Below are 26,752 nucleotides of genomic sequence, written 5' to 3' on the forward strand. Positions count from 1 at the left end.
GGCCCGCTGAGACGCGGGAGTGTGAAGCGGGTGATGCGCTCTTAAAGAGCGTTGGCAGCGGGCATCAAGAAGAGTGATGCCGTGTGAAGGATAAGAACAGTGGGGGACCCGCAGGCAACTACAAGGGTTGGCGGTGTTCAGCGGCTTTCTTTTGCCTACTTTTCTTTGCCGCGGCAAAGAAAAGTAGGTGCTGCCCCGCACAGGGGCGACGCATGAAGAACCACTAACAAAACGCGGATGCCAGCGAACCCACAAGCAACCCAACCCAGCACCGCAAGACAAACCAAAGCCAGGTGCCGCCCGCACAGGGACAACACATCAAGCACGAAAGCAAATCGCGGATGCCAGCGAAAACCAAACGCAACCGCCCAGCTACGCTATAGCTCCCAACCTCTTCCCAAGACTGATTACCTCATCAGCCCGATACCCGAGGGACTCATAAAACCCCCTCACATCAGCCTTGGCGCTAAGCACCTGCAAATTCACCTTAGGACAATCCAGCGCGGTGAGTGCCGCTTCGGCATGATGAACCAGCTGCGTCCCGATTCCGAGTCGCCTTGACGACGCATCGACAGCGAGCGAATACATCCACCCACGATGCCCGTCATACCCGGCCATCACCGTGCCGACAATACTGCCGTCTTTAACGGCAACAAAGAACAGTTCAGGCTGCGTAGCGAGTTTATTCGCGATAGACAGATGCGGATTGCGCTGCGGCCTCGAAGCATCCCGATACTCAGGAAACGCTTCGAGCCAAAGCGCAATCACATCGTCCGTATCGCCCGCGTCGAACACGCGGATCGATACAGTCGAAGTCAAAGCCTCGATCACAGCGAATCCAGAATCGAGCGCAGCATCGCCATCATCTGATCGATCTCTTCCGTCGTCACGTTCAGCGCGGGCATGAAACGCAGCAGATTCGGACGCGCTGCGTTCAGCAGCAGACCGTCCGGGCCCATCAGGCGCGCCTTCTCGACGATCTGATTGCCGATATCCTTGCCGAGCAGCAGCGCACGCAGCAGACCTTCACCACGCTCGCCGAGGAAGCCGCGCTCTTCCGACAGTTCCAGCAGCTTCGCACGCAGATACTCGCCGCGCGCCTTCACGCCGTCCAGGAAACCCGGCGCCGTCAGTTGCGAGATCACCGAATAGCCCGCTGCCGTCATCAGCGGATTGCCGTTGTACGTGCCGCCCTGGTCGCCCGCTTCGAACACTTCCACATGCTTCTTGCACAGCAGCGCGCCCAGCGGCACGCCACTGCCGATACCCTTTGCCAGCGTCATCACGTCAGGCTCGATGCCCGACAGTTCATACGCGAACAGGGTGCCAGCGCGGCCACAGCCGCTTTGCACTTCATCGACGATCAACAGCAGGCCGTGCTTCGTCGTCAGTTCGCGCAGTTGCTGCATGAACTCGCGCGTGGCCGGAATCACGCCGCCTTCGCCCTGGATCGGCTCCAGCATCACGGCGATGGTCTTGTCGGTGATCAGCTTTTCGACGGAGGCGATGTCGTTCAGCTCGGCCTTCGGGAAGCCCGGCACCTGCGGTGCATAGATCGTGTCCCAGCCCGGCTTGCCGCTCGCCGACATCGTCGCGAGTGTGCGGCCGTGGAAGCCGTGATCGAACGTGATGATCTCGTACGCGCCGTTCTTGAACTTCTTGCCGTACTTGCGCGCGAGCTTGATCGCGCCTTCATTCGCTTCCGCGCCGCTGTTCGTGAAGAACACCTTGTCGAAGCAGCTATGCTGCGTGAGAAGGGCGGCCAGCTTCGCCATCGGCGCGTTGTAGAACGCCGGCGACGGATTGATCAGCGTCTTTGCCTGTTCCGTCAGCGCTTCGACCACGCCGTCGTTGCAATGGCCGAGGCTGTTGACGGCCCAGCCCTGAATGAAATCCAGATATCGCTTGCCGGTGTTGTCGTAGAGCCACGAGCCCTTGCCGTGCGTGAAAACGATTTCGGGCCGGTTCGTGATGTACATCAGCGAATCGATCGGATACTCATTGAAATTCATGGCTACAGGCTCCAGGCAAACAGGGATGAAAATCCGCCTCGGACAGAATGGCCCAGCAACGGAAAGAAAAAGGCACTGCGGAAATACAAAAAGCCACGGCATGCCGTGGCTTTCATGATTCGAACTGCAAGCGCGTTGTTCGCGCGAATCCGTGACGAAGCCAGCGGCGCCCCTAAGGGAGCAGCGAGCGGCGACGTCGAAGTTCGGACAGGATGCGGTTCATGCGCGAAAGAATACGACAATGCCGGCGCCCGTGTAAACCTGCAATTTGCATGTTTTTCACGCAGTGCCGGCCGGTTTCACTTACACAACGTGACAGCGCAACGATCAGACGGGGTTCGCGAGATCGGCGGCGCTGGTGAACGAATCCGCATAGAACTCGTCTTCCGGCAGGCGATGATGCTGCGTGAAATCGCGCTGCGCCGACTCGACCATCACGGGCGCACCGCACGCGTACACCTGATACGCCGACAAGTCTGGCAGATCTTCGATGACGGCCCGATGAACAAAGCCCGTGCGGCCCGTCCATGCGTCGTCAGCGTCCGGCTCGGACAGCACCGGCACGAACTTGAAGTTCGGAATCTCGCGCGCCCATTGCTCGGCGAGTTCCAGCATGTACAGATCCTTCTTGCGGCGCGCTCCCCAGTAGAGCGTCATCGGGCGCGTGATGTTCTTGAACACGGCATGTTCGACGATCGCTTTCAGCGGCGCGAAGCCGGTGCCCGATGCGAGCAGCACGATCGGCTTGTCCGATTCTTCGCGCAGGAAGAACGTGCCGAGCGGCGCTTCGAAGCGCAGGATGTCGCGCTCCTTCATCGTGTTGAAGACGTGGTCCGTGAACGCGCCACCCGGCATGTGACGGATATGCAGTTCGACGGGACCTTCCGCGCTCGGCGCGCTCGCCATCGAATAGCTGCGGCGCTTGCCGTCCTTCAGGATGAATTCGAGGTACTGGCCCGCCATGTACTGCAGGCGTTCATTCGCGGGCAATTGCAGCTTGAGCACGACGACGTCGTCGGCCTTGCGCTCGATTGCGTTCACGCGGCACGGCAGTTTCTTGATCTGCACGTCGCCGATGCCCGTCACTTCGCGGATATCGACTTCGAGGTCGGTGCAGGCCGTCGCGCAGCACAGCAGCGCCATGCCACGCGTCTTTTCATCGTTCGACAGCGCCGACGACGAATGCGCGCGCTGCTCGACTTCACCCGCGACCACCGTGCCCTTGCATGAACCGCATGCGCCGTTCTTGCAGCCGTACGGCAGGCCGATGCCCTGGCGAAGGGCGGCGGTCAGCACGGGTTCGTCGGGTTCTACCTGAAACTGCCGGCCACTCTGCCGGAGCGTTACGTTGAATGCCATATGTGTTCGATCTTCGAATGCAGGGAATCAGTCACCAATGCGTGTCGTGGATCGCAGATACAATGCGTCCACGATGAAAGCCACACGAACAATGCGCAGGCCGCGCGTGCTGATCGTCGGTTGCGGCGATGTGGGCATGCGCTGCGTACGGCAACTGCAAGGACGCGCGCGTCTCTATGCGCTCACGAGTCACGCGGAGCGCCGCGACGAACTGCGCGCGGCGGGCGTCACGCCGATTGTCGGCGATCTGGACGTGCGCGCGAGCCTCTCGCGTCTTGCACGCCTCGCGCCGACCGTGCTGCATCTCGCACCGCCGCAAAAAACGGGCGACACCGATACACGCACGCGCGCCTTGCTGGCCACACTGACTGCGCCGCGTAACAGCCGCGCCCGCCGTGTGGCGACGGGGCGATTGCGGCGCGCGCAGCATGCCATTCGTGCACGCAAAACATCCAGTATTGTACCCGACGGGGGGGCTCCCGCTCCGCGTGCCGGGTATCGGCCGAATGGGCGATTGCGCCTCGTTTATGCCAGCACCACGGGGGTCTACGGCGATTGCGGCGGCGCCTGGCTCGACGAAACGCGTCCCGTCGCGCCCGCCAATGACCGCGCGATACGCCGCGTATCGGCGGAAACGCAATTGCGGCGCGCGACGGCGCGACGTTCGATCACGGCAAGCATCGCCCGCATTCCGGGCATTTATGCGGGCAACCGGCTGCCGCTCGCGCGGCTGGAGAAGCGTACGCCCGCGCTCATCGACGCCGACGACGTCTACACGAATCACATTCACGCCGACGATCTCGCCGCGATCCTGCTGCGCATGACGACACATGGCCGTCCGTCGCGCGTAATCCACGCCTCGGACGACACGACGCTGAAAATGGGCGAATACTTCGACGAGGTCGCGGACGCGTTCGGTATCGAGCGCGCGCCGCGCATTACCCGCGCCGAAGCGGAACAGCAACTCGGCGAGATGATGCTGTCGTTCATGCGCGAATCGCGGCGGCTCATCAACGCGCGACTGAAACGCGAGTTGCATGTCAGGCTGCGTTATCCGAGCGTCGAGGATTTTTTGCGCACGGTCACGCGCGCCGGCTGACAGCAGCCGGACGCGGGCAAGCCCGAAAACGGCAGTCGGACTGCTCAGGTGAGTGCAGGCAGCGCTTCCAGCAACAGGAAGCAGCAGAACGCGCCGATCAGCGCGGCGATCAGGTTCGGCTCATATCGGTGCCGAAGATGCATGACGGCGACCACGCCGCCGATCATCAGCATCGCGAGCCCGATGAACGCGATCATCCCGTACGAAACCGCCAGGTTGCCGAGTGTGACCATGGCGCCTCCTTGCCTGCTTTGTAATGTTTGTTGATCCGAGTATAGGACGGGCGTTCGGAGCAAGCATGCTGCGTCGCAGCGTTTTTGCAAGGTTATGGTAGGGGTTTTGTTCGGAATCCCACGTAGTGTCAGGGACTTGCGACAAGCCGCACGTAGCGCTAGTCGTTTACCCGTTCCGTAGTGCGCCCAGGTCGGCTTCCGTGAGCCATTGCCACGCGCCTTCGGCGAGCGAGTCAGGCAGCGCCAGTCCGCCCACCCGCTCGCGATGCAGCGCTTCGACCCGGTTGCCTGCCGCCGCGACCATCCGCTTCACCTGATGGTATTTGCCTTCCAGCACGGTCAGTTCCAGCAGATGCTCACCGCGCGCCTTCGCGGCGACGGCGGCGATCGGCTTCGCTTCGCCATGCAGCAGCACGCCATCGCGCAAGGCGGCGAGTTGGGTGTCGTCGAGTGGATGGCGGGTGGTGGCCAGATAGACCTTCGGCACCTTACGCTTCGGCGACGTGTACGCGTGGACGAACTGGCCGTCGTCGGAGAGCAGCAGGAGGCCCGTCGTGTCCTGATCGAGCCGGCCGACGCATTGCACATTGCGCGACGCGAACTGCGCGGGTAGCAGGTTGAACCCGCTCAGATGATGCTGCGGATCGCGCGAGCATTCATAGCCCGCAGGCTTGTTGAGCAGGACGTACGCGCGTTCGTGATAAGGCCAGGCGGTGCCGTCGACTTCGAACGGGAGCGTGTTCGTATCGACATCGGCGTCGGGATCGTCAAGGGTGACACCCGCAATCGACACGCGGCCGTCCGCGATCATCGCGCGGCATTGACGGCGCGAACCGAAACCCTGGGAAAAGAGAACGCTTTCGAGATTCATGGGAGCGGGCAGAAGGGCATCGGGAAGCCGCGATGCATCAAAACGTCGACGGCGTCCTTCGTACGGAAGGACGCCGTCATTGCCTGCATTTTACCTTCCGCCTCGCGTCGCTCCGCCCGCAAAGACGCAAGACGTGCGTCAGTGCGCGCCCGAACGCCGCTCGACGAACCGCGCGACGTAATCGTCGGCGGGCCTGGTGAGGATTTCGTTCGGCGTGCCTTCCTGCACCAGCGTGCCGTCGCGCAGGATCGCAATGCGATTGCCGATGCGCAGCGCTTCGTCCAGATCATGCGTGATGAACACGATGGTCTTGTTGAGCGTCGCCTGCAGCTGCAGCAACTGGTCTTGCATCTCTGTGCGGATCAGCGGATCGAGCGCCGAGAAGGCTTCGTCCATCAGCAGCACGTCGGTATCGGCGGCGAGCGCGCGGGCCAAACCCACGCGTTGACGCATGCCGCCCGACAGCTCATCCGGATAGTGATCGGCGTAACCGTCGAGACCGACCTTGCCGAGCCACATGCGCGCCTTCTCGTTCGCTTCCGCCTTGCCTTCGCCGCGCGTGCGCAGCGCATAGGCAGTGTTGTCGAGCACGGTCTGATGCGGCAGCAGGCCGAAGTTCTGGAACACCATGCTGACCTTGTAGCGGCGCAGTTCGCGCAAACCATGCTGATCGAGCTTGATGACATCCGACCCGTCGATCACGATCTCTCCCGCCGTCGGCTCGATCAGCCGGTTGAAGTGGCGCACGAGCGTCGACTTGCCCGAACCCGACAAACCCATGATCACGTAGATTTCGCCCGAGCCGATATGCAGGCTCACGTCGTTCAGGCCGACATTGCAGCCCGTTTGCGCCAGCACTTCGGCCTTGGTCTTGCCGCTTTTCAAAAGATCCAGCACGCGCCGGTGACCCGCTTCATGGCCGAAAAGCTTGTACACGTTCTTGACTTCAATCGATGACATGTCCATGCCCTCCGTCAATCTGCCGTGCGGGTTTCGAGTCCGCTTTGCGTTGCGTTTTCACCGCCTGCTGCTGCCGTGGCTTCATCGCGTGCGCCTGCATTGCGATACGGCACACGCGATGCCGCCTTCGCCTTGCGGCGCTGCGCAGCGAGGCGTCGCGTGCGGCGGTCCTGTCCATAACCCTGACTGATCCGGTCGATCACGATAGCCAGAATCACGATCGCGATACCCGCCTGCATGCCCTTGCCGATATCGAGCGTCTGGATGCCGGCGAGCACGTCTTCACCGAGACCACGCGAGCCGATCATCGACGCGATCACGACCATCGACAGCGCCATCATCGTCGTCTGGTTGATACCCGCCATGATGCTGGGCCGCGCGAGCGGCAACTGCACGTTCATTAGCAACTGCCAGCGCGTCGTGCCGAATGCGCGTGCCGCTTCGACCACATCGGCATCGACGTGACGGATGCCGAGATCGGTCAAACGGATCAGCGGCGGCAGCGCGTAGATGATCGTCGCAAGAATGGCGGGCACCTTGCCGAGGCCGAACAGCATCAGCACCGGGATCAGATACACGAAGCTCGGCAGCGTCTGCATGATGTCGAGCACAGGCAGCAGCATGCGGCGCATCCACGGGCTGCGCGATGCCCAGATGCCGAGCGGAACGCCGAGCACCACCGACAGCACGGTTGCCACCAGCATCAGCGCGAGCGTCTGCATCAGCTTGTCCCACAAGCCAAAGCAGCCGATCACATACAGCAGCAGCACGAAAAAGCCCGCAATGCCGATGCGGCGCGTCGCGTTCAGCGTGAGCAGCCCGACGGCGATCAGGATCACCAGCGGCGGCGTCGCGCGCAGCATGCCTTCGAGCGGCACCAGCACGTAGCGCAGCAGCGCCGTGCTGAAGTCGTGAAAACTGTCGCCATACGCGGCGACGAACGATTGCACATGGTCGTTCACCCAATCGGCGATCGACAGATGCAGAAAGATCGAATTCATATTGAAACCCTCCGATGCGTCATCACGCGTCGCTGCTGAATCAGCTGGCCAGCGCGGCCTGAACCTTCTGTGCGACGTCGGTCGGCACCCATGCCTTCCACATGTCCGGATGGTCGCGCAGGAACTGCTTCGCCATCGTCTGGCCGTCGATCTTCTTGCTGGTCATATCGAGGATGGTCTTGTTGAGGAAGTCCATCGGGAAGCTGACCTTCGAGTAGGTTTCCATCAGTTGCGGCTCGGCCTGATAGAACGGCGTCGACACACCCACCTTCAGATGCGAAACCAGATACGACGACGCGCATTGCGACGTGCTGTTATCCGCGCGCAGCGTGTCCCAGCACTTCTGGTTGAAGGCGGGCATCTTCAGCTGGACGAACTTGTACTTCGCCATCAGCGCAGCAGGTTCCCAGTAGTAGAAGAGGATAGGCTTGCCGCGCTGATACGCCGATTCGATCGCGGCATCGAGCGCAGCGCCCGTGCCGGGACGGAAGTCGGTGTACGAATCGTCGAGGTTCAAGGTCTTCAGCAAGCGACGGTTCACGCGCTCGCAATCCCAGCCCGACGGGCAATTCAGGAAGCGGCCTTTGCCCGGTTCTTCATCGTCTTCGAACACGCCTTTGTACTTCGGCAGATCGGTGACGGAAACGAGGTTCGGCGCGACGGGCTTGATGTTGCGTTTCGCGTCGCCTTTCACGACGTACTCGGGCACGAACCAGCCTTCGTTGGTGCCGCCCGGCAGCGTGTCGCCGAGCAGTTTCACGTGGCCATCGGCGACCGCTTTCGCGATGATTTCCGAGCGGCCCGTCCACTGTTCGGACCACACCTGCAGATCGTCGCGCGACAGCGCGGTTTCGGTGGCGGCGGTGTTGCCGGGGATCGTGTCCGTCTTGCAGCCGTAGCCCTTTTCGGTAATGAAGCGCAGCACTTCCGACGTGAACGAACCGCTTTCCCACGTGACGCCCGCAAAGCGCACCGGCTTGCCTGCCGAGCACCACGTACCGGCGTGAGCGGCGGCGGGCCATAAGGCGCCGGCGGCGAGCGCGACCGTGACGGCGCGCATCAGGGATCTGATCTGCATGGTGTGTCTCCGATTGTGATTGGATGTCTGGCGCTGTCGTGGAGCGCCTTTCGTTGCGTTGCGTGTATTGCTTGCGTCGCGGCGTCAGCCGTACGTGCTGCTGGAACTGAGCGTCGCGGCGAGAATGTCTTCGTCGATGGCAAGACCGAGGCCCGGCGCATCAGATAGCGTGATCCAGCCTTCGCTGTCGATATCGATCGGGTTCCTCAACATGAAGTCGCGGCGTTCGATCGACCACTCGGGCGGGTCGTACGGAAATTCGATGAACGGCGCGCTCGCGGCACCCGCCGTCAGATGCAGGTTGGCGGCAAGGCCGATGCCGTTGCCCCACGTATGCGGCGTGAACACCTTACCGCGCGCCTCGACGGCCTGCGCGAGCTTGCGCAGCCCTTCCATGCCGAGCGAGCAGGCGACGTCCGGCTGGTACACGTCGAGGCAATCGCGTGCGAGCATCTGGTCGAACTCGTAGCGCTCGCGCGTCATCTCGCCGCCGGCTATGCGCAATGCCGGCGACACCGTTTGCCGCAGCCGCGCCATGCCGTCGTAGTCGCCGCGGTGCAGCGGCTCTTCCATCCAGTAGACGCGCTGCTGTTCCAGTTCGCGCGCGACGGCGAGCGCTTCGTCGAAGGTCCACGGCGCGGCCGTGTCCCACGGCATGCGCCAGCCCTGATTGCAATCGACCATCAGTTCGAGCCTGTCGCCGACGGCGTCGCGCACGGCGGCGAGCACGGTGAAATCGTCTTTCAGTTGCGGACGGCCAAAGCGGATTTTCAGCGCCGGAAAGCCGCGTTCCGCGACATGCAGCGCCATGCGCGCCATTTCATCGGGACGGCGGTGCACGCCGCTCGACGCATACGCGCGAATCCGGTGGCTGCGACCACCCGCCATCTGCCAGCACGCCTCGCCGCGGATTTTTCCGGCGAGATCCCACAGCGCGATATCGAGCGGCCACGGACGGCCCGCATGAAAACCGATGTTGTCGAGCACGGCGCTATGGCGCGCGAGATCGAGTGGATCGGTGCCGACAAAAAGATGCTGGTAGTCGGCGAAACCGTACATCGCGTCGCCGGAACCGATGCCGACATGACCGGCATCGTCGTGCACCCGCACGATGGTCGCGGGAAATTTGCGGCGCGGCTGGCTATCCCACGAGGCGGGGAAAGGCGGATCGAGCACCAGCTGATGGTGCGTCACTTCGATCCGGGTGATCCGGGTGGCTTGAGCGGTACAGCTCACAGCCTCGCTTGCTTCACGATCCATCAGGCGTCTCCTCCTGAATTGACGCAGTGCCGCATGCAATGCGGTCACAATGCGTATCGAATGGGATAAGAATGACGCAATGCTATGAAGGTGACGCAGGCAACTCAATCGGTTCAATAAAAGTAAATGACTGCATCCAATTCTGGGATATGCGTTGCGTATCATCCGAATGACACAACTCAACAAACTCCGGAGACCGTCGCATCATGGCGATGAATGCCTGGCTGCCGAGAATCGAGGCGGGCAGCGAACCGAAATATCAGGTGATTGCGCGCGCGTTCGCGCAGGCCATTCTCAACGGCCAGTTGCCTGCCGGCGAGAAGCTGCCGCCGCACCGGTCGCTGGCGAGCGAACTGAAAGTCACGACGGGCACGATCAGCCGCGCCTACGCCGAACTCGAGCGCCAGGGTCTCGCCAATGCGCGGGTCGGCGACGGCACGTACGTCGCGCAGGCGCGCTCGCGTGAGTTGCCGGCGGTCGCCAACGGTTATGCGGCGCTGCGTCCCGGCGTGGGCAGCGCGCCGCCGCTGATCGACCTCGGCCAGAACGTGCCGCAATCGACGGAAGAAGCTGCCGCGCTTTGCGCCACCCTCGCCGATGTCGCCACTGATCAGCGCCTTGCGGCCGAACTACTGCAATACGCGCCGGAAGCGGGTTCGATGCGCCATCGTCTGGCGGGCGCCGCGTGGCTTGGGCGCGCGGGCAGTCCGGCCAGCGCCGCGCGCGTGCTCGTCACGCAGGGCGCGCAACATGCGCTCGCGTCGGTGCTGCGCGCCGTCACGCGTCCCGGCGACACCGTGCTGGCCGAAGTGGTCAGCTATCCAGGCTTCATCGCGCTCGCGCGGCAGTTGCGGCTGCATCTGGTCGGCGTCGAAATCGATCAGGAAGGGCTGGTGCCCGCCGCGCTGGAACTCGCGTGCAAGTCGCTGCATCCGCGCGCGAGCTTTTGTGTGCCGACCATCCACAACCCGACCACGGCGACGATGTCGTCCGAACGGCGTGATGCTGTCGCCGAAATCTTGCAACGGCATGGCGTGCTGCTGATCGAAGACATCGTGCCGGCGATGCTGCTGGAAACGCCGCCGGAACCGCTCGCCGTGCGCATGCCGGAGCAGGCGTTTCTGATCGCGGGGCTGTCGAAATCGGTGGCGCCGGGTTTGCGGGTCGGTTATCTGCAGGCGCCGAGCGCGTGGTGCTCGAAAATTGCCGCGGTGATCCGCAGTGACTGCTGGATGACCGCGCCGCTGATGGCCGAGATTGTGTCGCGCTGGATCGAAAGCGGCGAGATGGACCGGCTCAATGGCTTGCAGCGGGTGCGTATCGACGCCGAGCACGAAGTGGCCAACGCCGCGCTCGAAGGGGTCACGTACCGGCAGGCGCCGACCAGTTCGCACCTGTGGCTGCCGTTGCCCGAGCCGTGGCGCGCGGCCGAGTTCGCGGCGGCGCTGCGTCAGGAAGGCGTGCTCGTCAAAACAGCCGACAGCTTCGTGATCGGCCGCAATGCCGCGCCGCACGCGATCCGCATCTGCATGAGCGGGGCAACCTCGCTCGACGCGCTCGCGCGTGGACTATCGCTGATTCGCACGACGCTCGAACATGGGCTTGAAAGCGGCATGGCGGCGTCGTACGCGCCTTGATGCGCGTTCCTGTCTGACTCGACGAAAGGACTGCGCGTCGTAATCGTAGGGTCTGCCGCCCAGGCGTCACTCCTTGCCGAATTCCTTCGCCGCGCGATCGATTGCATCGGCAGTCGCGCCCGCATGCGCGACGGGCACCAGATGGCTCGACGGCGTCTCGATGATGGTCGCGCCGATCCGATGCGCCATCCAGCGCTGGATTTCCGGCGACACGGCGCGGTCGCGCGACGTCACGAGATAGAACGAGGGCTTGTAGCGCCACGCGGCTTGCGTGGCGTGCTCTTCGAAGGCTTTGGCGGCAATTGGCTGCTGCGCGGCGACCAGCACGCGGGTCAGGCTTTCGGGCACATCGGCGGCGAAGTCGTCGTGATAGCGCGCCGGGTCGAGCCACAGGAAGCCGGTGCTGTCCTTCATCATCGCGGAGCCGGCGGGCATCTGCGGGCCGCGCTTGAGAATATCGACCGCCGATTCGCCCACGTCAGGCGCAATCGCCGACACATAGACGAGACCGACCACTTTCGACGCCTCCGGTCCCGAGCCCGCCTCGGTAATCACGACACCGCCCCACGAATGGCCGACCAGCACGGTCGGTCCGGATAGTTGAGCGAGCACGCGATTGGTGGCGGCGAGATCGTCGGCGAGCGAGGTCAGCGGAATCTGCACCGACACCACGTGATATCCCTTCTTTTGCAGCCGTTCGATCACGCCGTTCCAGCTAGAGCCATCGACGAACGCGCCATGCACGAGGACGATGTTCCTGACAGGGCCGCTTGGCGGCGCGCCGCCAGCGCTCGGGCGAGGCGCGGGCGCAGGCGCAGCGGCGGGCGGCGGCGGCGCGGGTTCGGCAGCGGCAGGAGCGGGTGCAGCAGGTACAGCAGGCGGAGGCGGCGCCTCATCGGCAGCGGGCGCCGCAGCAGGCGCAGGCTGTGGCGCGGGTTGTCCCGTCTGCGCGAACACGCCGGTGGTGGCGACACACGCGCCCAGGAGAACGGCATAGAGCAGACGTTTCGGCGACATGGCGACTCCATCGGCTGGGCGGGATTCTGCGACCATACCGAACGCAAGGCAGGGTGACAACCGCTATCCCACGGAGTTTTCGGACACGTTGCGCAACGGTTTGGCGGCTGCGTGGAAATCTGTTGCGAGAGCGGCGATGTGGATGCGGCACGCTTCGACCGGATCGGCGCCCGTCCTGCCCGATAGGTGGGCACTGCATCGAAGGGTACAATTTAGGGTTTTTCCGCACGGCTTCTCCCCGGGCGACGCGTATCCAATGCAGTGGAGTGAGACATCTTGAGTAACGAACAGCAGCATGATGGCCTGAAGCGTGGGCTGAAAAACCGGCATATCCAGCTGATCGCGCTGGGCGGCGCGATCGGCACGGGCCTCTTTCTCGGCTCGGCGGGCGTGCTGAAGTCGGCAGGGCCGTCGATGATTCTCGGCTACGCGATCGGGGGTTTCATCGCTTTCCTGATCATGCGGCAACTCGGCGAAATGGGCGCGCAGGAGCCGGTAGCGGGTTCGTTCAGCCACATCGCGTACAAGTACTGGGGCGATTTCCCCGGCTTCCTGTCCGGCTGGATTTACTGGGTGCTGTACGTGCTCGTGAGCATGGCTGAACTCACGGCCGTCGGGACTTACGTGCACTTCTGGTGGCCGGCTGTGCCCGCTTGGGTGTCGGCGCTGGTGTGCTTCGTCGTGATCAATGCGATCAACCTCGCGAACGTGAAAGCCTACGGCGAGACCGAGTTCTGGTTTGCGATCATCAAGGTCGTGGCCGTGATCGGCATGATCCTGTTCGGCGGCTATCTGCTGGCGACGGGCCAAGGCGGCCCGCAGGCGTCGCTGTCGAACCTGTGGAGCCACGGCGGCTTCTTCCCGCACGGCTTCAATGGCCTGTTCATGATGCTGGCCGTGATCATGTTCTCGTTCGGCGGGCTGGAACTCATCGGCATCACGGCGGCGGAAGCGGCCGAGCCACAGAAGAGCATTCCGAAAGCCGTGAATCAGGTGATCTACCGTATTCTCATTTTCTACATCTGCTCGCTGGTGGTGCTGCTGTCGCTGTATCCGTGGAATCAGGTAGCCGAAGGCGGCAGCCCGTTCGTGATGATCTTTTCGCAGATCGGTGCCGGGCTGACGGCGAATGTGCTGAACGTGGTGGTGCTGACGGCGGCTCTGTCGGTGTACAACAGTGGCGTGTATGCGAACAGTCGCATGCTGTACGGTCTCGCCGAGCAGGGCAATGCGCCGCGCGCGCTGCTCAAGGTCGATCGACGCGGCGTGCCGTATCTGGCGATCGGTCTGTCGGCGCTCGCGACGTTTGCTTGCGTGATCATCAATTACCTGATTCCCGCGAAAGCGCTCGATGTGCTGATGGCGCTCGTCGTCGCGGCGCTCGTGCTGAACTGGTCGCTGATCAGCCTGACGCATCTGAAGTCGCGCCGCGCGATGCTGGCGCAAGGCGAAACGCTCGTGTTCCGGTCGCTGTGGTTTCCGCTCGGCAACTGGATCTGCCTGGCCTTCATGGCGATGATCCTCGTGATTCTCGCGATGACGCCTGGGTTGAACGTGTCGGTGCTGCTGGTGCCGGTGTGGCTGATCGTGATGTGGATCGGCTATGTGGTGAAGCGGCGCCGTGCGGCGGCGCATCAGATGGCGGGAGCGCGCTGAGCCTTTACCGTTATCGCTGACATAGTCGTCGAAGCGTTGAAGCAAAGCCGGATTGGCCGCAAGGAGCCACAGGAGGATTACTCGCTGGAGGCTGCCTTCCGTATGCACTATGAACTTCTGAAGGGCAAAGTGAAAGCAGCAGAGGAAGCAGAAGCTGCGCGGCTGGAGGCGAAAGCTAAGACGAAGGGTGGGTGAGTGGTTAGAAGGCCTGCTGCGTGCAGGCCTTCCCGCGTCTTACTGGCCGATTCGGTAGCGCAAACTCGGAAGTATTTCGTGTCCGCCGCTGGTGAGCGCCCACTGCATTTTGCCTTGGTCTGGAGTCAAAGTGATCGCGCCAAAGTCATGTAGCTTCACCTTCAGCGATTGAAAATCGGCATCGAGTACATGGACGCTATTGAGTCTCCCAGCGGACTCGTCCTTCAGGGCCTTGTCGAGATAGCGCTTCACGGCCAGTTCGTCCGCGCCAGCCATCAGCATTGGTCCAAGAATGCGAAACAGTTCAAGGTAGTTGCCTCTCCATACGTCTTGTCCGACTAACTTTATCTCTCCAGGCCGCGCCACGAAGTCGTATCGAAGCTTGAGTTGTTCCGACATTCGTTCGATCGAAATCTTCTTTTGCGGCGCGGATGACTTGACTGGTTTCGGGGGGTCGCCGCTGATAGTGGCGGGCTTGGCGGTCGCAGTACGAACGATGTAGAGCGCGGCTAAAGCGGACAGAACTACCCAAATCGCGAGCAGCCAAAGCGGAACGTTGACGGGCTGATTCCATTTCAGTCCTGACAGGGCCGCGCCTGCTGAGGTGGTGGCAAGAAGAATCAGGCCAGCGATGACGTTCGCACCGACTGAATCTTTCCAAACTCGTTGAATGACGCTCATGTACGCCTGACGGGATTTCGTCCGATTGTTGTCGTGCCGCCGATTGTACAAGGCGGAAAGGCGGTCAACGCGTCGTGATGCTGCGTGAGTGATAGTAGGTGCTTGCGTGCGTTTTCGTACGTTTTCGTGCTTGACACTGCGTTTCTTTGCTGTAAAGTGCAAATACGTTCAAAAAAGGAGGTTCGAGCATGGAAACGCAAATTTCTGTTCCTGTCCAAACGCAGCAGTTCATTTCCCTAGTGGACTTCCTACGCAGCAACGGTGATTCGCGTGACCCCGTGCTTGTGGTCACAGAGGCCATCGACTATTGGATGGAGAACGCAAGCTGGAAATCGGAGTTGCTCAAAAAGAGCGCCACGCTCGGTTACCAGTGGAAGGAAGTCTTCATGGAAGATGGAACGGAAGTGCGGATGCAGTACAAGGGGCAGTACTACTACGCGAAGGTGGAGGGGGATCAGCTCATTTACGAAGGAGCGCCTACTACACCTGGGAGCCTTGCCAACACAATCGCAAACAGCAGCCGCAACGCGTGGCGCGATTTGTGGCTAAAGCTGCCGAGCGATCCGCAGTGGCGGCTGGCAGACGATTGCCGTGGATTGGCGCTGGGCGCCATGTTCAATGCCGGGTGATCGCGTAGAGTAAGCGTCGAACAGGAGCGCCGCGCATGGTCTATAAGCTCGCCGCCCGGCCCGTGGATCGCGAGTAGGGAAGGGATAGACGTTGCACTCGCGCGTCCGCTATAGTCGCGGCTCCGCAGTTGCGGGAAAATCGCGGAAAAGCTGAGAAGTAGCGGAAAAGTGCGGCTTAGACGGATGCCTGCAAAGGCTCGGAATCGAGCCTTTAGAATCAACGACTTTAAGAATTCTGGTGCCCAGGGCCGGACTCGAACCGGCACGCCTTGCGGCGGGGGATTTTGAGTCCCCTGCGTCTACCTGTTTCACCACCTGGGCTTGTACTGCTTACTGCGGCTCGACCTGGCGTTGCCGCCAGGCGAAGACGCAGATTATGGCGGAAAACGCGTCCGCGGGCAAGCCGACGCAACTGCGCGGCTACACCGTGCGCGAAAAGCGCTGCATCGTCTGCTGACCGAGATAGCGGTCGAACACCATCGCGATGTTGCGAACCAGCATCCGTCCCGCCTGCTGCACATCGAGCCGCCGGGCGCCGAGCTTCACCAGCCCGTCGTCCTCGAAGCCACGCAGCCGCTCCAGTTCCGGCGCGAAGGCATCCTGAAAGCGGATGCCATAGGCGGCTTCGAATTCGTCGAAACGCAGTTCGAGATTGCACATCAACTGGGTGATGATGTCGCGCCGCAGCCGGTCATCGGCGGACAGGCGCACGCCGCGCCGGATCGCCAGTTCGCCCTTGTCGATCGCGGCCGCGTAGCCCGGCAGGTCTTTCGCGTTCTGCGCATAGACATCGCCGACCTTGCCGATCGACGACGCGCCGAAGCCGATCAGATCGCATTCGGCGCGCGTGCTATAGCCCTGAAAATTCCGATGCAAGGTGCGCTTTGCCTGGGCGCGCGCGAGTTCGTCGGTGGGCAATGCGAAGTGGTCCATGCCGATATAGACATAGCCCGCGCCCGTGAGCCGTTCGACCACCAGTCGCAACAGCGCAAGCCGTTCGGCTGGCGAGGGCAGCGTGGATGCATCCATCTGACGTTGCATCTTGAAGAGCTGCGGCATATGCGCGTAGCCAAACACGGACAGCCGGTCGGGCGCGAGTTCGAGCATCGTATCGAGCGTCCTGCTGAAGCTGCTGACGGTTTGCGAAGGCAACCCGTAAATCAGATCCACGCCGATCGAATGAAAGCCCGTTGCGCGCGCGGCGCGTATGACGCTGGCCGTCATTTCGAGCGGCTGGATGCGGTTGATCGCGCGCTGCACGACGGGATCGAAGTCCTGCACGCCGAGGCTCAGGCGGTTGAAGCCGAGATTGCGCAGATGCACGATGGTTTTCGGCGACGCTTCGCGCGGATCGATTTCGATCGAAAATTCGCCTTCGGTGTCGCTGCGCATCAGGAAGTATTCGCGCGTCGTGGCCATCAGGTCTGTCATTTCGTCGTGCGACAGAAACGTCGGTGTGCCGCCGCCCCAATGCAGTTGCGATACGGGCCGCGCGGTGTCGAACAGCGCAGCCTGCATGGCGATTTCGCGCTTGAGCCGCGCCAGATACGGCGCCGAGCGCGCACGGTTCTTCGTCACCACCTTGTTGCAGCCGCAATAGAAACACACGGTGTCGCAGAACGGAATGTGAAAGTACAGCGACAGGTCGACGTCCGTCGCGCCGCGGTCGGCGGCGGCGCGTTGGTAATCGTCGATGGAAAAATCGTCGTGGAATTGCAGGGCGGTCGGGTAGGACGTGTAGCGCGGGCCGTTGGCGCTGTACTTCGCGAGCAGATCGGGGCGAAACAGCGAATCTGCCGAAGGAAAGGCGCGGCCGGAAGGAGCGGTGGTCATCGTATCGTTCTCCAGACGCCCGCCTGACGATGCACGAAGCCGCATGAATCGCGGCTTCCATGATGCGCGGGCAAGCAGGTCAGGCGGCACGCGACAGTGGGTTTGAGCGCGAACCAGTGTACGGGACGCCACGTGCGAGACGCTGGGTAAAAAGGTCACAACCCGGCCAATGGCACAATGTCGGTTGATCTGCGTCAAGTTATTGGCGATTTGACGCCGTCTCGAAGATTTGTGTTTCAGGAAGCGCGTAGTGTCCGTCCATCTGTCTCAACCGCCGTCCGCTTCTGCGGATCATGCGTGCCGTCCCGATTGCGGCGCGTGCTGCATCGCGCCGTCGATCAGCAGCCCGATTCCCGGCATGCCGCAAGGCAAGCCCGCAGGCGTGCGCTGCGTGCAACTCGGCGACGATTTGCGTTGCGCAATTTTCGGCAAGCCGGAACGTCCGGCCTGCTGCTCGGGTCTACAGCCGCAGGCAGACATGTGCGGCAACTCGCGCGATGAGGCGCTCGTCTGGCTCACGCGGCTGGAAGTCGACACGCGGCCCTGAGCGCAGCAAACGCATGCGTCGCAAGACTATCGTTCGAATCCCTGGAGAACCTGCATGACCCAACCCGCTGCGCCCGCACGGCGCCGCTTCCTGATGTCCGCGCTGTCCGCGTGTGCGAGCGCAAGCATTGCGGTGCCGCTGGCCGCGTGCGCCACGGCGACGTTCCCGTTTATTCCGGATCACTACACGTTTTCGCAGAAGCAGGTTCAGGAGGCCGTACAGCGCAAGTTCCCGTATCAGCGCACGGTATCGCAGGTATTCGATGTCGCGCTGAGCAACCCGGTAGTGGGCTTGCTGCCCGATACGAACCGCGTGGCGATCCGGCTCGACCTCCGCCTTGCCAGCCCGTTCCTGCAGCAGCCCGTCAATGGCGTGTTCACGCTGTCGAGCCAGCTCGAATACGATCCGCAAAGCCGTTCCGTCGTGCTGCGCGCGCCGAACGTCGACAATGTGAGCGTCGATGCCAACGTGCAGGCCTACGCGCAGCAGATCAACGCGGCCGCCGCGCTGATCGCGACCCAACTGCTGACCAACTATCCCGTCTACACCTTCAAGCCCGAACAGCTTCAATTTGCCGGAGTGAATTACGAACCCGGTACAATCACGGTCCTTACAAACGGCATACGCGTGCAGATCGTCGAAAAGTGACGTGCGCGCGGCCGGGCGGCCGCGCCATCCATGCTGACGCGGCCGGAATCGCCACCAACTCCAAGCGAAAAGGCCACGGATGGACTGGATACTCACGTTGAAGGCGCTGATTCTCGGCGTCGTGGAAGGCTTGACCGAATTTCTGCCGGTTTCGAGCACGGGTCACCTGATCGTCGCGGGCAGCGTGCTCAACTTCGATGTGCCGCAGGAAAAGACGTTCGACGTGGTGATCCAGCTCGGCGCCATTCTGGCCGTGTGCTGGGATTTCCGGCAGCGCATCATAAACGTCGTGTCGGGGCTCGGGACGCGTCCCGAGGCGCGCCGCTTCACGCTCAGCGTGATCATCGCGACGATTCCCGCCATCGTGCTGGGCCTGCTGTTCGAGAAATCGATCTAGGCGGTGCTGTTTTCGCCTGTGCCCGTGGCGTTTGCGCTGGTGGTGGGCGGCGTGCTGATCCTGTGGGTCGAGGCGCGGCAGCGCAACCGGCCGGACGTCCAGGCGCGCGTACATTCCGTCGACGATATGAGTCCGCTCGACGCGCTCAAGGTCGGTCTCGCGCAGTGTTTCGCGCTGATTCCGGGCATGTCGCGCTCGGGTTCGACGATTATCGGCGGGATGCTGTTCGGGCTGGACCGGCGCGTCGCCACCGAGTTTTCCTTCTTTCTTGCGATCCCGATCATCTTCGGCGCGACCGTGTACGAGTTGCACAAGGGCTGGCACGAACTGTCGACGGATGCGCTCGGGCTGTTCTCGATCGGCTTTATCGCTGCGTTCGTCAGCGCGTTCGCGTGCGTGCGCTGGCTGTTGAGCTACATCGCGGCGCTCGATTTCAGCGCGTTTGCCTGGTATCGGATCGGTTTCGGGCTGCTGATCCTGCTGATCGGCTATAGCGGCGGTCTGGCCTGGGCGGATTGAGGTTTTGCCGGGATCGTCGACAGTCCGGCAGATGTAAAAAAGGCCTGCGGTAGATTACAACCGCAGGCCTTTTTCATTCGACGCCACCGCGCTTCAGCTAACCGGACGCCGCTTGTAGATGAGATCCCACACGCCATGCCCGAGGCGCAGGCCGCGCTTCTCGAACTTCGTGACGGGACGGTAATCCGGGCGCGGCGCGTAGCCGTCGGCGGTGTTCTCGAGCGCGGGATCGGCGCCCAGCACTTCGAGCATCTGCTCAGCGTAGTTCTGCCAGTCGGTTGCGCAATGAATGTACGCGCCCGGCTTCAGACGCGACACGAGCAACGCGACGAACTTCGGCTGGATCAGGCGGCGCTTGTGGTGACGCGGCTTGTGCCAGGGATCGGGGAAGAAAATGTGCACGCCGTCGAGACTCTCGGGCGCGATCATGTTTTCGAGCACTTCCACGGCGTCGTGCTGGATGATGCGGATATTCGACAGGTTCTGCTCGCCCATCAGCTTCAGCAGCGCGCCAACGCCCGGCTCGTGCACTTCGACGCCCAGGAAGTCGTCATCCTGACGCCGCGCGTCGATTTCGGCTGGGGTAGCGCCCATGCCGAAGCCGATCTCCAGAATGCGCGGCGCGCGGCGCGCGAACACGGCATCCCAGTCCGGCTCTTCGGGCGAGTAGGGCACCACGAAGCGCGGCCCGAGTTCATCCATCGCGCGGCGCTGCCCCGTCGACACGCGGCCAGCGCGCGTCACGAAGCTGCGAATGCGGCGCAGATGCAGCGCGTTTTCCGGCGTTGTCGCGTCGGCGTCGATGCCGGCGGTATCGTTCGATTCGGGCAGTGCGTCGCCCGACAGTTCGGAAGCGTCGCTTGGCAGGCCGGCTTCGTTCGGATCGTGAATCATCGTGATGAAGGCAAGAGTGGCGGCGGGAAACCGATGTGCGGGAGAAGCGTCGTCGAGCGTCTTGTGACTGTCGCGGCAGGACGCACGCTATAAAAAAGCCGCCTTCAGGGCGGCGGCTCTCACGCTGGATTCTCCGCCTGGTCTCCCTGCTCGCGTGATGTGCGGAGAGGGAGCGGCTGAAAGTGGAGCGGGCGATGGGAATCGACCCCACGGCTCTAGCTTGGGAAGCTAGGGTATTACCATTATACGACGCCCGCAGAGCGCGCTATTTTACGCGGATTCGGCGGCTTTGGGCAAATTGGCCGGACGCGCGGCGCGTCCGGCACGCCAGTTTGCTTCAGATACCGAACAGCGTCAGTGAGACAGCCGCGCGCGTGCCGACCATCAGCAGCACCTGCACGATCACGAACAGCAGGATCGGCGAGAGATCGAGCCCGCCGAGGCGCGGCATGATCTTGCGCAGCGGATCGAGGAACGGCGCCGTCAGCTGGAACAGGATCGGCATGGCGGGCGAGCGCGGGTTGAGCCACGACAGCAGCGCCATCAAAATGGTCAGCCAGATCAGCAGGTTGAGCGCCCATTTGATGACGGTCAGCAGCGCGACGATCAGCAGCGACGGCATCAGCCCGAGCGGATCGACGCCGACGATCGCCACCATCAGCACGACATACACCACCGACGTGATCAGCGCGGCGACGATGCTCGCCCAGTCGATCCCGCGCGTGCCGGGAATGATCTTGCGCAGCGGCAGAACGAGCCAGTTGGTGACCTGCATCACCGCGCTCGACACCGGGTTGTACGGCTGCATGCGGATGAACTGGAGCCAGGCGCGCAGCAGCAGGGCCGCGCCGAACAGCGTGAAGACGGTATTGAGCAGAAAACGGGCGATATCGCCGAACATCGTGGATCCTTTCCTTCAGAAAGCGCCCCGTTTTGCGGAACGCGTGGCGCCGGCAGGCCGGCGGACGGCTGACAACATCGGGCGCGCGACGCTCGCGGTGACGCCGCAGCATCGCGCAGGTCGCCGCGCTAGTGCGCGACCTTGACTTCGCTAATCAGGATCTTGCCGTTGCCGCCGTCCGTGTAGTTGGGAATGTCGGCGAGCAATGTGTCGCTGGCGGGTTTGAAGACGTCGTAAAACGCTTCGATGGTATCGAACAGAAAATGCCCCGCGGCAACGAACGGCGGCGGCGAGCCGGGCGGCCCGGCGTTGATGCCGATATCGACCGACCAGCCCTTGAGCGCCGCGCCGAACAGCTTCGCGGCAAGCGGCATGTGCGTGCCGCAGTAATAGTCGACGTCGAAACGTCCGCCTTCTCGATACGGATACAGGATGCTGACCTTGATCATTGTGCGTTCTCGTCGGTTGGTCGCGATGCGCGGCTGGGCGTCGTGTGCCCGCTGCGCATCTGCCCGCGTGGTGGTCCCGGCGTTGCCTGCGAGGCTGTCCATGCCGCCGCGCCCCGTGATGGATGGCGGTCATGACGGTCCCGCTCATGCCGGACGTCACATTATCACGGCTTACTCGGCGCTTGCACCTTTCGCCGCGCCTTTGAGCGTGCGGCTCAGCGAGCGTTCGACGGCCGCGCCGATCGCGTCGACCGCGGCGGGCGGCGTCGTGCGCTGGCGAGCGAGTGCGACCGCACGACGCGACATCAGTCCGAACAGCGCGGCGTGATCGTCGCCGAGCGCTTCCATCAGCGACAGTTGCTTTTCCACCACGCCCAGATCGCCGCGCGACACGGGGCCCGCGAGCGCGTTGGCGAGGCCGCGGTCGCGCGCCGTTTCGAGCGTGCGGGCCATCATCGGCAGCAGCGCGCGGAGCGCGTCGTGCTCGTCGAAGCCGAGCTTGCGCCACAGGTTTACGTTTTCAGCCAGATTGCATAAGGTAAATCCTGCCGCGTAGTGGGCGGCGGCGTGATACAGCAGCCGACCGTCGGCGGGAATCGACAGGGGATGGCAGCGCAGCGCGGCCGCGAGCGCCAGCAAGGCGTCCTTGAGCGCGCCGTCCGCCTCGATGGTCACCGAGCAGCCGGCAATGCGGTCGACGTCTGTCGAATCGCCGCTGAACAGGTAAAGTGGATGAAAACCGCCGATCGACGCGCCCTGGTCCCGAGCCGGGGCAAGCAGTTCGACGGACGACGCGCCGCTGCAATGCACGACGGCCCAGGCTCTCGCGCCGGGTGCCGCGTGAGCGGGAAAGGCGAGTGTGTTCGCTGTCGTACCGATGCTGTCATCGGGGACGGTTAAAAAGAGTATGTCGCCGACTCGACGGCCCGCTGCGGGTCGTCATACGCGGCGCAGGATTCGATCTGACTGGCGAGTTGCCGTGCTGATTCCAGCGAGCGGCTCGCAATGGCCGTGACGGGATATCCGGCGCGTGCGAAGCCGGGCGCAAGGCAGCGCGCAATCCGGCCCGCGCCGACGAAGCCGAGGCGCGGCAGGGAGGGCTGGGACATGATTCCTGCTCCCGACGGGACTGAAGACAGAAGCTGGAGTATCGCGCTCCAATATTCCAGGGCGCGAACTGGCGGCATTCGTAGGTGGTTTGGGCGCATACAGGCGGGCGTTTCGCGGTTTACTGATGCCTCAGGGTGAGGCGTCAGGGCTGCTCAGGACGCGCGGCAACGGGCGCGCGAACGCACAGGCGCAAAAACTGCTTCAGGATTTCCGTAGGAGTGGATTGGCAGTTACCGTGGTTTTCAATGTCTCGCAGTCAGATTCGGGAGGTTACGATGAGCATCTTCGCGTACCGAAAGCACTTGCGGTTTCTCACGCATTCCCAACGCCGACGCTGGTGGGATCAGAAAAAGCGGCTCACCCCGCGGGTCAAGATCAGTGGCGCCTACGTGCCGCCTAATGTCTCGCGCGAATTCACCTATGTGAAAGTCGGTTGACGCCGATTCATAGCGGATCTGCAAGAATCAAGAGAAACGCCCGGCCTGTGCCGGGCGTTTTCGTTTGTGCATGCCGTTCTCGCGATGCCGTTCGATGCGCGCCCGCAACGCCCGCTGCTGAATTTGTAAATAAACATTACCGACGACGGCAGGGCGTTGCGAGGCGGAGCGGTCGAGTTGCCCGATTCGCATGCAATCAACCGCCAAACCCTTGATTTTCCGGGCCATCCACATCATATGACCAATGTGTAGAGGGCATTGCCTGACGAACCGCTTTCCCGCAATTGCAATTTGCAACAAATGCAGACAACGGCATGCAGGCTTTTTCGATACATTGAATTCAGCGCATGTCCGTCATGCGAACCGGTCATCAGGACCGGGCCGCCAGGAGAAATACAAGTGAAGAAGATCGTTCCGTTTATCGCTGCTGCTGCTCTCGGGGTGGGGTTGACCACTGCAGCACAGGCTCATGTGTCCGTTGGTATCGGTATTGGCGTGCCTGTTGCGCCGGCTTATCCCGTCTACGCCGCGCCGCCGCCGGCCTACTATGCACCGCCGCCTCCGCCTGTGGTGTACGCGCCGCCGCCGCCCGTCGTGTATGCGCCGCCTGCTGTCGTCGTGGGCGGTGGGTATTACGGCTATCACCGGCCTTATTACCATCACGGCTATTATGGCCGCCCATACTACCGCTATTGATGTCTGATTGCGTAGCGCTTGACGCTGCGCAAGCCGGATTGAAAAACGGCGCAACGCCGGCTGATTGCCGGGTTGCGCCGTTTTTGTTTCATCGTGCCGCCTCGTTCGTAGCGGACCGCCGCGTTGCCGCTCAGCTTGCGGCGTGAGCGGTTTGCACGATCAGATCGTTGTAGCCGTTGACGATCACGCTGTACGAAAAATACGCGAACAGCAGCGCCGACAGCACATGACACACACGCAACAGACGCGTGCCTGCGCGTTTGCGGCCGTGGCTCGCGAGGCCGCAGATAAAGAGCGTCCAGCACAGGCCACCAAGAAAAAACCCGCCTAGAAACACGGGTGCCGTCGTCACCGTTGTTGCGCCCGCTTTCGCGATCAATGCGCCGCCAACGGCCGCGAACCACAAGATCGCGCTGGGCGACGAGATCGCGAGCAATACGCCGCGCAGGAAACCGCGCTTCGGATCGAGATGTGGTGTCGATGCATCGGCTTCACCTTCGATGGGTGGCGCCGATGCAGGTATCAGCGCCTCGCGCGCCATCTTCCACGTGAGAAATAGCAGGATCGCCGCGCCGCCGATCCACACGACCCAGCGCACCGACTCGAATTGCAGCAACGCGGCCATGCCCGCCAGCGCGAGCGCGGCGTAGATCAGATCGCCGAAACAGGAACCGAGGCCGAGCCAGAAGCCAGGCCGGAAGCCATGCGACAACGTCAGCGAAATGATCGCGACGTTCACGAGGCCGATATCGAGACACAGCGACAACGACAGAAAAAAACCTTCCGACAACATCGACAAGCTATGCATCCGTCCAACCGTTTCTAGTGCGTGTTGTTATTCAGATCCGCGCTGGCGAATTACAAACCGAGCTCGCTCCACAAGCTGTCGATGCGCGTCTTCGTCGCCTGGTCCATGACGATCGGCGCGCCCCATTCGCGATCGGTTTCGCCCGGCCATTTATTGGTCGCGTCGAGTCCCATCTTCGAGCCGAGACCCGCAACGGGCGATGCGAAATCCAGATAATCGATTGGCGTGCGATCGACCAGCACGGTGTCGCGCGTCGGGTCGATGCGTGTCGTGATGGCCCAGATCACTTCCTTCCAGTCGCGGATGTTCACGTCTTCATCGACGACCACGATGAACTTCGTATACATGAACTGCCGCAAGAAGCTCCACACACCGAACATCACGCGTTTCGCATGGCCCGGATAGCTCTTCTTCATCTGCACGATCGCCATCCGGTAGCTGCAGCCTTCCGGTGGCAGATAGAAGTCGGTGATCTCCGTGAACTGCTTCTGCAGCAGCGGCACGAACACTTCGTTCAGCGCGACACCGAGCACGGCGGGTTCGTCGGGCGGTTTGCCTGTGTAGGTGGAGTGATAGATCGCGTCGCGGCGCATCGTGATGCGCTCGATCGTGAAGACGGGGAACCACTCCTGCTCGTTGTAGTAGCCGGTGTGATCGCCGTACGGACCTTCGAGCGCGTGCTCGTAAGCGGCGCTCGCACCTTTGGATGGACGTGGCGGCGCGCCTTCGGGTGCAGGCGCAGGCGCACCTTCCTGCGGATAGATGAAGCCTTCCAGCACGATCTCAGCGCGCGCCGGCACCTGCAGCGTATCGACGCCCGGCGTGATGCACTTCGCCAGTTCCGTACGGCCGCCGCGCAGCAGGCCCGCAAACTGGTATTCGGACAGCGTGTCGGGCACGGGCGTCACGGCACCAAGGATCGTGGCCGGATCCGCGCCGAGCACGACGGCCACGGGATACGGCTTGCCGGGGTTCTTCAGTGCGAATTCGCGGAAGTCGAGCGCGCCGCCGCGATGCGCGAGCCAGCGCATGATGACCTTGTTGCGTCCGATCACCTGCTGCCGGTAGATGCCGAGGTTTTGCCGCGTCTTGTTCGGCCCGCGCGTGACCGTGAGGCCCCAGGTGATCAGCGGACCGGCGTCGCCCGGCCAGCAGGTCTGGATGGGCAGCTTCGCGAGATCGACATCGTTGCCTTCCCAGACGATTTCCTGGCAGGGCGGTGCGCTCACCGTCTTCGGCGCCATGTCCCACACGGCCTTCGCGAGCGACAGCAGCTTGCCGGCATCCTTGAGACCTTTGGGCGGCTCCGGCTCCTTCAGCGCGGAGAGCAGCCGCCCGACATCGCGCAGCGATTCCAGCGCGACGCTATCGCCGTCCGCATCGCCTTGAGCGGCAGCATCGATACCCATGCCGAGCGCGACGCGCCGCGGTGTGCCGAACAGATTGCCGAGCACCGGGAACGCATGCGTTTCCTTCGACTCGAACAGCAACGCAGGGCCACCCGCGCGCAACACGCGGTCGCACACTTCGGTCATTTCCAGGATGGGCGACACCTTTTGCGGGATACGGCGCAGTTCGCCGAGCGATTCGAGGCGGCTCGCAAAGTCACGCAGGTCTTTGTATTTCATCGGTCCGGTTAGGCAGCCGCGAAGCGGCCAACGTAGGGCTGAAGCGGTGGCGGAGCGGGCAGCGGCACAGTGACAAACGTATGACGAACAACCCGCCCGAACGGATTGTCGATTTTACCTGCGTTAGCAAGCGCACGTTGAATACGGAAATTGTCAATCGGCTGGAAAGGCCCATGCGCAGCGGGTTGAGCGCCCTG

26 protein-coding genes, 2 tRNA genes and 2 pseudogenes are annotated in these 26,752 nt (G+C 62.8%); 9 read left to right on the plus strand and 21 right to left on the minus strand.

The genetic code is table 11. The annotated features are described in order from the left end of the window. Nucleotides 1-372 precede the first annotated feature (372 nt). The 3 genes from DK391_RS10270 to DK391_RS10280 form a co-directional block, all read right to left on the minus strand. Nucleotides 373-831 carry a GNAT family acetyltransferase gene (locus DK391_RS10270; protein ID WP_109477911.1) on the minus strand — a complete coding sequence of 153 codons (459 nt, stop codon included), beginning with the start codon at nt 829-831 and terminating at the stop codon, nt 373-375. Then, nucleotides 828-2,012 (minus strand): acetylornithine transaminase, encoded by a 1,185-nt coding sequence (locus tag DK391_RS10275; protein ID WP_109477912.1) that lies wholly within the window; start codon nt 2,010-2,012, stop codon nt 828-830. Before DK391_RS10275 ends, DK391_RS10270 begins: the two co-directional genes overlap by 4 nt. Before the next feature lie 327 nt (nt 2,013-2,339). Continuing rightward, nucleotides 2,340-3,371, minus strand: a complete 1,032-nt coding sequence (locus DK391_RS10280; protein WP_109477913.1) for a CDP-6-deoxy-delta-3,4-glucoseen reductase — start codon at nt 3,369-3,371, stop codon at nt 2,340-2,342. Nucleotides 3,372-3,444: 73 nt separating this feature from the next. On the opposite strand from DK391_RS10280, the gene DK391_RS10285 reads away from it, so the two are divergent. Then, nucleotides 3,445-4,470 (plus strand): NAD(P)-dependent oxidoreductase, encoded by a 1,026-nt coding sequence (locus tag DK391_RS10285; RefSeq protein WP_109478018.1) that lies wholly within the window; start codon nt 3,445-3,447, stop codon nt 4,468-4,470. Nucleotides 4,471-4,514: 44 nt separating this feature from the next. On the opposite strand, the gene DK391_RS10290 is transcribed toward DK391_RS10285, so the two are convergent. From DK391_RS10290 to DK391_RS10315, 6 genes are all read right to left on the minus strand, one after another. Further along, nucleotides 4,515-4,703, minus strand: coding sequence for a hypothetical protein (locus DK391_RS10290; protein ID WP_109477914.1), 189 nt, complete (start codon nt 4,701-4,703; stop codon nt 4,515-4,517). A 166-nt stretch (nt 4,704-4,869) separates the two neighbouring features. Then, nucleotides 4,870-5,574 carry a 16S rRNA pseudouridine(516) synthase gene (locus DK391_RS10295; RefSeq protein WP_109477915.1) on the minus strand — a complete coding sequence of 235 codons (705 nt, stop codon included), beginning with the start codon at nt 5,572-5,574 and terminating at the stop codon, nt 4,870-4,872. A 138-nt stretch (nt 5,575-5,712) separates the two neighbouring features. After that, a complete protein-coding gene (locus tag DK391_RS10300) occupies nt 5,713-6,534 on the minus strand; it encodes a glycine betaine/L-proline ABC transporter ATP-binding protein (RefSeq protein WP_109478019.1) in 822 nt (273 codons plus the stop codon). 14 nt (nt 6,535-6,548) lie between these two features. Continuing rightward, a complete protein-coding gene (locus DK391_RS10305; protein WP_109477916.1) occupies nt 6,549-7,535 on the minus strand; it encodes a proline/glycine betaine ABC transporter permease in 987 nt (328 codons plus the stop codon). Nucleotides 7,536-7,575: 40 nt separating this feature from the next. After that, nucleotides 7,576-8,613, minus strand: a complete 1,038-nt coding sequence (locus tag DK391_RS10310; protein ID WP_109477917.1) for an ABC transporter substrate-binding protein — start codon at nt 8,611-8,613, stop codon at nt 7,576-7,578. A gap of 84 nt (nt 8,614-8,697) precedes the next feature. Further along, nucleotides 8,698-9,873, minus strand: coding sequence for a mandelate racemase/muconate lactonizing enzyme family protein (locus tag DK391_RS10315; protein WP_109477918.1), 1,176 nt, complete (start codon nt 9,871-9,873; stop codon nt 8,698-8,700). 206 nt (nt 9,874-10,079) lie between these two features. Between DK391_RS10315 and DK391_RS10320 the strand changes: the two genes are divergently transcribed. Then, on the plus strand, nt 10,080-11,510 hold the full coding sequence (locus DK391_RS10320) for a PLP-dependent aminotransferase family protein (RefSeq protein WP_109477919.1): 1,431 nt from the start codon (nt 10,080-10,082) through the stop codon (nt 11,508-11,510). Nucleotides 11,511-11,576: 66 nt separating this feature from the next. Here DK391_RS10320 and DK391_RS10325 read toward each other — a convergent pair whose 3' ends face one another. Beyond that, entirely contained in the window at nt 11,577-12,527 is a 951-nt protein-coding gene (locus tag DK391_RS10325) for an alpha/beta hydrolase (RefSeq protein ID WP_109477920.1), read from the minus strand. Between the two features lie 276 nt (nt 12,528-12,803). Here DK391_RS10325 and DK391_RS10330 point away from each other — a divergent pair, with 276 nt between their 5' ends. Then, a complete protein-coding gene (locus tag DK391_RS10330) occupies nt 12,804-14,183 on the plus strand; it encodes an amino acid permease (RefSeq protein WP_109477921.1) in 1,380 nt (459 codons plus the stop codon). A gap of 234 nt (nt 14,184-14,417) precedes the next feature. Here the strand turns inward: DK391_RS10330 and DK391_RS10335 are convergent, their stop codons facing one another. Further along, nucleotides 14,418-15,059 carry a hypothetical protein gene (locus DK391_RS10335; RefSeq protein WP_109477922.1) on the minus strand — a complete coding sequence of 214 codons (642 nt, stop codon included), beginning with the start codon at nt 15,057-15,059 and terminating at the stop codon, nt 14,418-14,420. 188 nt (nt 15,060-15,247) lie between these two features. Here DK391_RS10335 and DK391_RS10340 point away from each other — a divergent pair, with 188 nt between their 5' ends. After that, complete coding sequence (locus DK391_RS10340) at nt 15,248-15,688, plus strand: hypothetical protein (protein WP_109477923.1); 441 nt, start codon at nt 15,248-15,250, stop codon at nt 15,686-15,688. A gap of 236 nt (nt 15,689-15,924) precedes the next feature. On the opposite strand, the gene DK391_RS10345 is transcribed toward DK391_RS10340, so the two are convergent. Continuing rightward, nucleotides 15,925-16,009: transfer RNA gene (locus tag DK391_RS10345), tRNA-Leu, on the minus strand. A 99-nt stretch (nt 16,010-16,108) separates the two neighbouring features. Beyond that, nucleotides 16,109-17,521, minus strand: a complete 1,413-nt coding sequence (gene hemN, locus DK391_RS10350) for an oxygen-independent coproporphyrinogen III oxidase (RefSeq protein WP_109478020.1) — start codon at nt 17,519-17,521, stop codon at nt 16,109-16,111. Nucleotides 17,522-17,771: 250 nt separating this feature from the next. Between hemN and DK391_RS10355 the strand changes: the two genes are divergently transcribed. The 3 genes and pseudogenes from DK391_RS10355 (at nt 17,772) to DK391_RS10365 (ending at nt 19,632) form a co-directional block, all read left to right on the plus strand. Beyond that, complete coding sequence (locus tag DK391_RS10355; RefSeq protein ID WP_109477924.1) at nt 17,772-18,068, plus strand: YkgJ family cysteine cluster protein; 297 nt, start codon at nt 17,772-17,774, stop codon at nt 18,066-18,068. 54 nt (nt 18,069-18,122) lie between these two features. Continuing rightward, nucleotides 18,123-18,716: a DUF1439 domain-containing protein gene (locus DK391_RS10360; RefSeq protein ID WP_109477925.1), complete on the plus strand. Its 594-nt coding sequence runs from the start codon at nt 18,123-18,125 to the stop codon at nt 18,714-18,716. A gap of 79 nt (nt 18,717-18,795) precedes the next feature. After that, nucleotides 18,796-19,632, plus strand: a pseudogene (locus DK391_RS10365) (undecaprenyl-diphosphate phosphatase). Between the two features lie 93 nt (nt 19,633-19,725). Here DK391_RS10365 and trmB read toward each other — a convergent pair. From trmB to DK391_RS10390, 5 genes and pseudogenes are all read right to left on the minus strand, one after another. After that, nucleotides 19,726-20,526: a tRNA (guanosine(46)-N7)-methyltransferase TrmB gene (trmB, locus tag DK391_RS10370; protein WP_109477926.1), complete on the minus strand. Its 801-nt coding sequence runs from the start codon at nt 20,524-20,526 to the stop codon at nt 19,726-19,728. Nucleotides 20,527-20,709: 183 nt separating this feature from the next. After that, nucleotides 20,710-20,783: transfer RNA gene (locus DK391_RS10375), tRNA-Gly, on the minus strand. Between the two features lie 80 nt (nt 20,784-20,863). Then, nucleotides 20,864-21,427 carry a YggT family protein gene (locus DK391_RS10380; protein ID WP_109477927.1) on the minus strand — a complete coding sequence of 188 codons (564 nt, stop codon included), beginning with the start codon at nt 21,425-21,427 and terminating at the stop codon, nt 20,864-20,866. A gap of 128 nt (nt 21,428-21,555) precedes the next feature. After that, a complete protein-coding gene (locus DK391_RS10385) occupies nt 21,556-21,876 on the minus strand; it encodes an EthD family reductase (protein ID WP_109478021.1) in 321 nt (106 codons plus the stop codon). Nucleotides 21,877-22,047: 171 nt separating this feature from the next. Next, nucleotides 22,048-22,985 (minus strand): annotated as a pseudogene (locus DK391_RS10390) (DUF2520 domain-containing protein). Between the two features lie 276 nt (nt 22,986-23,261). On the opposite strand from DK391_RS10390, the gene DK391_RS44825 reads away from it, so the two are divergent. After that, the gene (locus tag DK391_RS44825) at nt 23,262-23,423 is read left to right on the plus strand and encodes a hypothetical protein (protein WP_204117332.1); all 162 of its coding nucleotides are present in this window, start codon (nt 23,262-23,264) and stop codon (nt 23,421-23,423) included. Nucleotides 23,424-23,450: 27 nt separating this feature from the next. Here DK391_RS44825 and DK391_RS10400 read toward each other — a convergent pair whose 3' ends face one another. Further along, complete coding sequence (locus DK391_RS10400) at nt 23,451-23,651, minus strand: hypothetical protein (protein WP_162600778.1); 201 nt, start codon at nt 23,649-23,651, stop codon at nt 23,451-23,453. Between the two features lie 171 nt (nt 23,652-23,822). Between DK391_RS10400 and DK391_RS10405 the strand changes: the two genes are divergently transcribed. Further along, a complete protein-coding gene (locus DK391_RS10405) occupies nt 23,823-24,119 on the plus strand; it encodes a hypothetical protein (protein WP_109477930.1) in 297 nt (98 codons plus the stop codon). A gap of 130 nt (nt 24,120-24,249) precedes the next feature. Here DK391_RS10405 and DK391_RS10410 read toward each other — a convergent pair whose 3' ends face one another. Together DK391_RS10410 and DK391_RS10415 are read right to left on the minus strand one after the other, a co-directional pair. Next, nucleotides 24,250-24,927, minus strand: coding sequence for a LysE family transporter (locus tag DK391_RS10410; RefSeq protein WP_109477931.1), 678 nt, complete (start codon nt 24,925-24,927; stop codon nt 24,250-24,252). A 50-nt stretch (nt 24,928-24,977) separates the two neighbouring features. After that, entirely contained in the window at nt 24,978-26,555 is a 1,578-nt protein-coding gene (locus DK391_RS10415; protein ID WP_109477932.1) for a UbiD family decarboxylase, read from the minus strand. Nucleotides 26,556-26,752 lie beyond the last annotated feature (197 nt).

Source organism: Paraburkholderia sp. C35 (assembly GCF_003121405.1).
Classification (GTDB): Bacteria; Pseudomonadota; Gammaproteobacteria; order Burkholderiales; family Burkholderiaceae; genus Paraburkholderia.

Coding starts and splice junctions, on each gene's coding strand:
- DK391_RS10275 (WP_109477912.1), bottom strand. CDS start 2,012: ATGAATTTCAATGAGTATCCGATCGATTCGCTGATGTACATCACGAAC.
- trmB (WP_109477926.1), bottom strand. CDS start 20,526: ATGATTCACGATCCGAACGAAGCCGGCCTGCCAAGCGACGCTTCCGAA.
- DK391_RS10280 (WP_109477913.1), bottom strand. CDS start 3,371: ATGGCATTCAACGTAACGCTCCGGCAGAGTGGCCGGCAGTTTCAGGTA.
- DK391_RS10310 (WP_109477917.1), bottom strand. CDS start 8,613: ATGCAGATCAGATCCCTGATGCGCGCCGTCACGGTCGCGCTCGCCGCC.
- DK391_RS10295 (WP_109477915.1), bottom strand. CDS start 5,574: ATGAATCTCGAAAGCGTTCTCTTTTCCCAGGGTTTCGGTTCGCGCCGT.
- hemN (WP_109478020.1), bottom strand. CDS start 17,521: ATGACCACCGCTCCTTCCGGCCGCGCCTTTCCTTCGGCAGATTCGCTG.
- DK391_RS10410 (WP_109477931.1), bottom strand. CDS start 24,927: ATGCATAGCTTGTCGATGTTGTCGGAAGGTTTTTTTCTGTCGTTGTCG.
- DK391_RS10320 (WP_109477919.1), top strand. CDS start 10,080: ATGGCGATGAATGCCTGGCTGCCGAGAATCGAGGCGGGCAGCGAACCG.
- DK391_RS10315 (WP_109477918.1), bottom strand. CDS start 9,873: ATGGATCGTGAAGCAAGCGAGGCTGTGAGCTGTACCGCTCAAGCCACC.
- DK391_RS10325 (WP_109477920.1), bottom strand. CDS start 12,527: ATGTCGCCGAAACGTCTGCTCTATGCCGTTCTCCTGGGCGCGTGTGTC.
- DK391_RS44825 (WP_204117332.1), top strand. CDS start 23,262: ATGAGCATCTTCGCGTACCGAAAGCACTTGCGGTTTCTCACGCATTCC.
- DK391_RS10290 (WP_109477914.1), bottom strand. CDS start 4,703: ATGGTCACACTCGGCAACCTGGCGGTTTCGTACGGGATGATCGCGTTC.
- DK391_RS10360 (WP_109477925.1), top strand. CDS start 18,123: ATGACCCAACCCGCTGCGCCCGCACGGCGCCGCTTCCTGATGTCCGCG.
- DK391_RS10305 (WP_109477916.1), bottom strand. CDS start 7,535: ATGAATTCGATCTTTCTGCATCTGTCGATCGCCGATTGGGTGAACGAC.
- DK391_RS10335 (WP_109477922.1), bottom strand. CDS start 15,059: ATGAGCGTCATTCAACGAGTTTGGAAAGATTCAGTCGGTGCGAACGTC.
- DK391_RS10285 (WP_109478018.1), top strand. CDS start 3,445: ATGAAAGCCACACGAACAATGCGCAGGCCGCGCGTGCTGATCGTCGGT.
- DK391_RS10380 (WP_109477927.1), bottom strand. CDS start 21,427: ATGTTCGGCGATATCGCCCGTTTTCTGCTCAATACCGTCTTCACGCTG.
- DK391_RS10400 (WP_162600778.1), bottom strand. CDS start 23,651: ATGGCCCGGAAAATCAAGGGTTTGGCGGTTGATTGCATGCGAATCGGG.
- DK391_RS10340 (WP_109477923.1), top strand. CDS start 15,248: ATGGAAACGCAAATTTCTGTTCCTGTCCAAACGCAGCAGTTCATTTCC.
- DK391_RS10415 (WP_109477932.1), bottom strand. CDS start 26,555: ATGAAATACAAAGACCTGCGTGACTTTGCGAGCCGCCTCGAATCGCTC.
- DK391_RS10300 (WP_109478019.1), bottom strand. CDS start 6,534: ATGTCATCGATTGAAGTCAAGAACGTGTACAAGCTTTTCGGCCATGAA.
- DK391_RS10385 (WP_109478021.1), bottom strand. CDS start 21,876: ATGATCAAGGTCAGCATCCTGTATCCGTATCGAGAAGGCGGACGTTTC.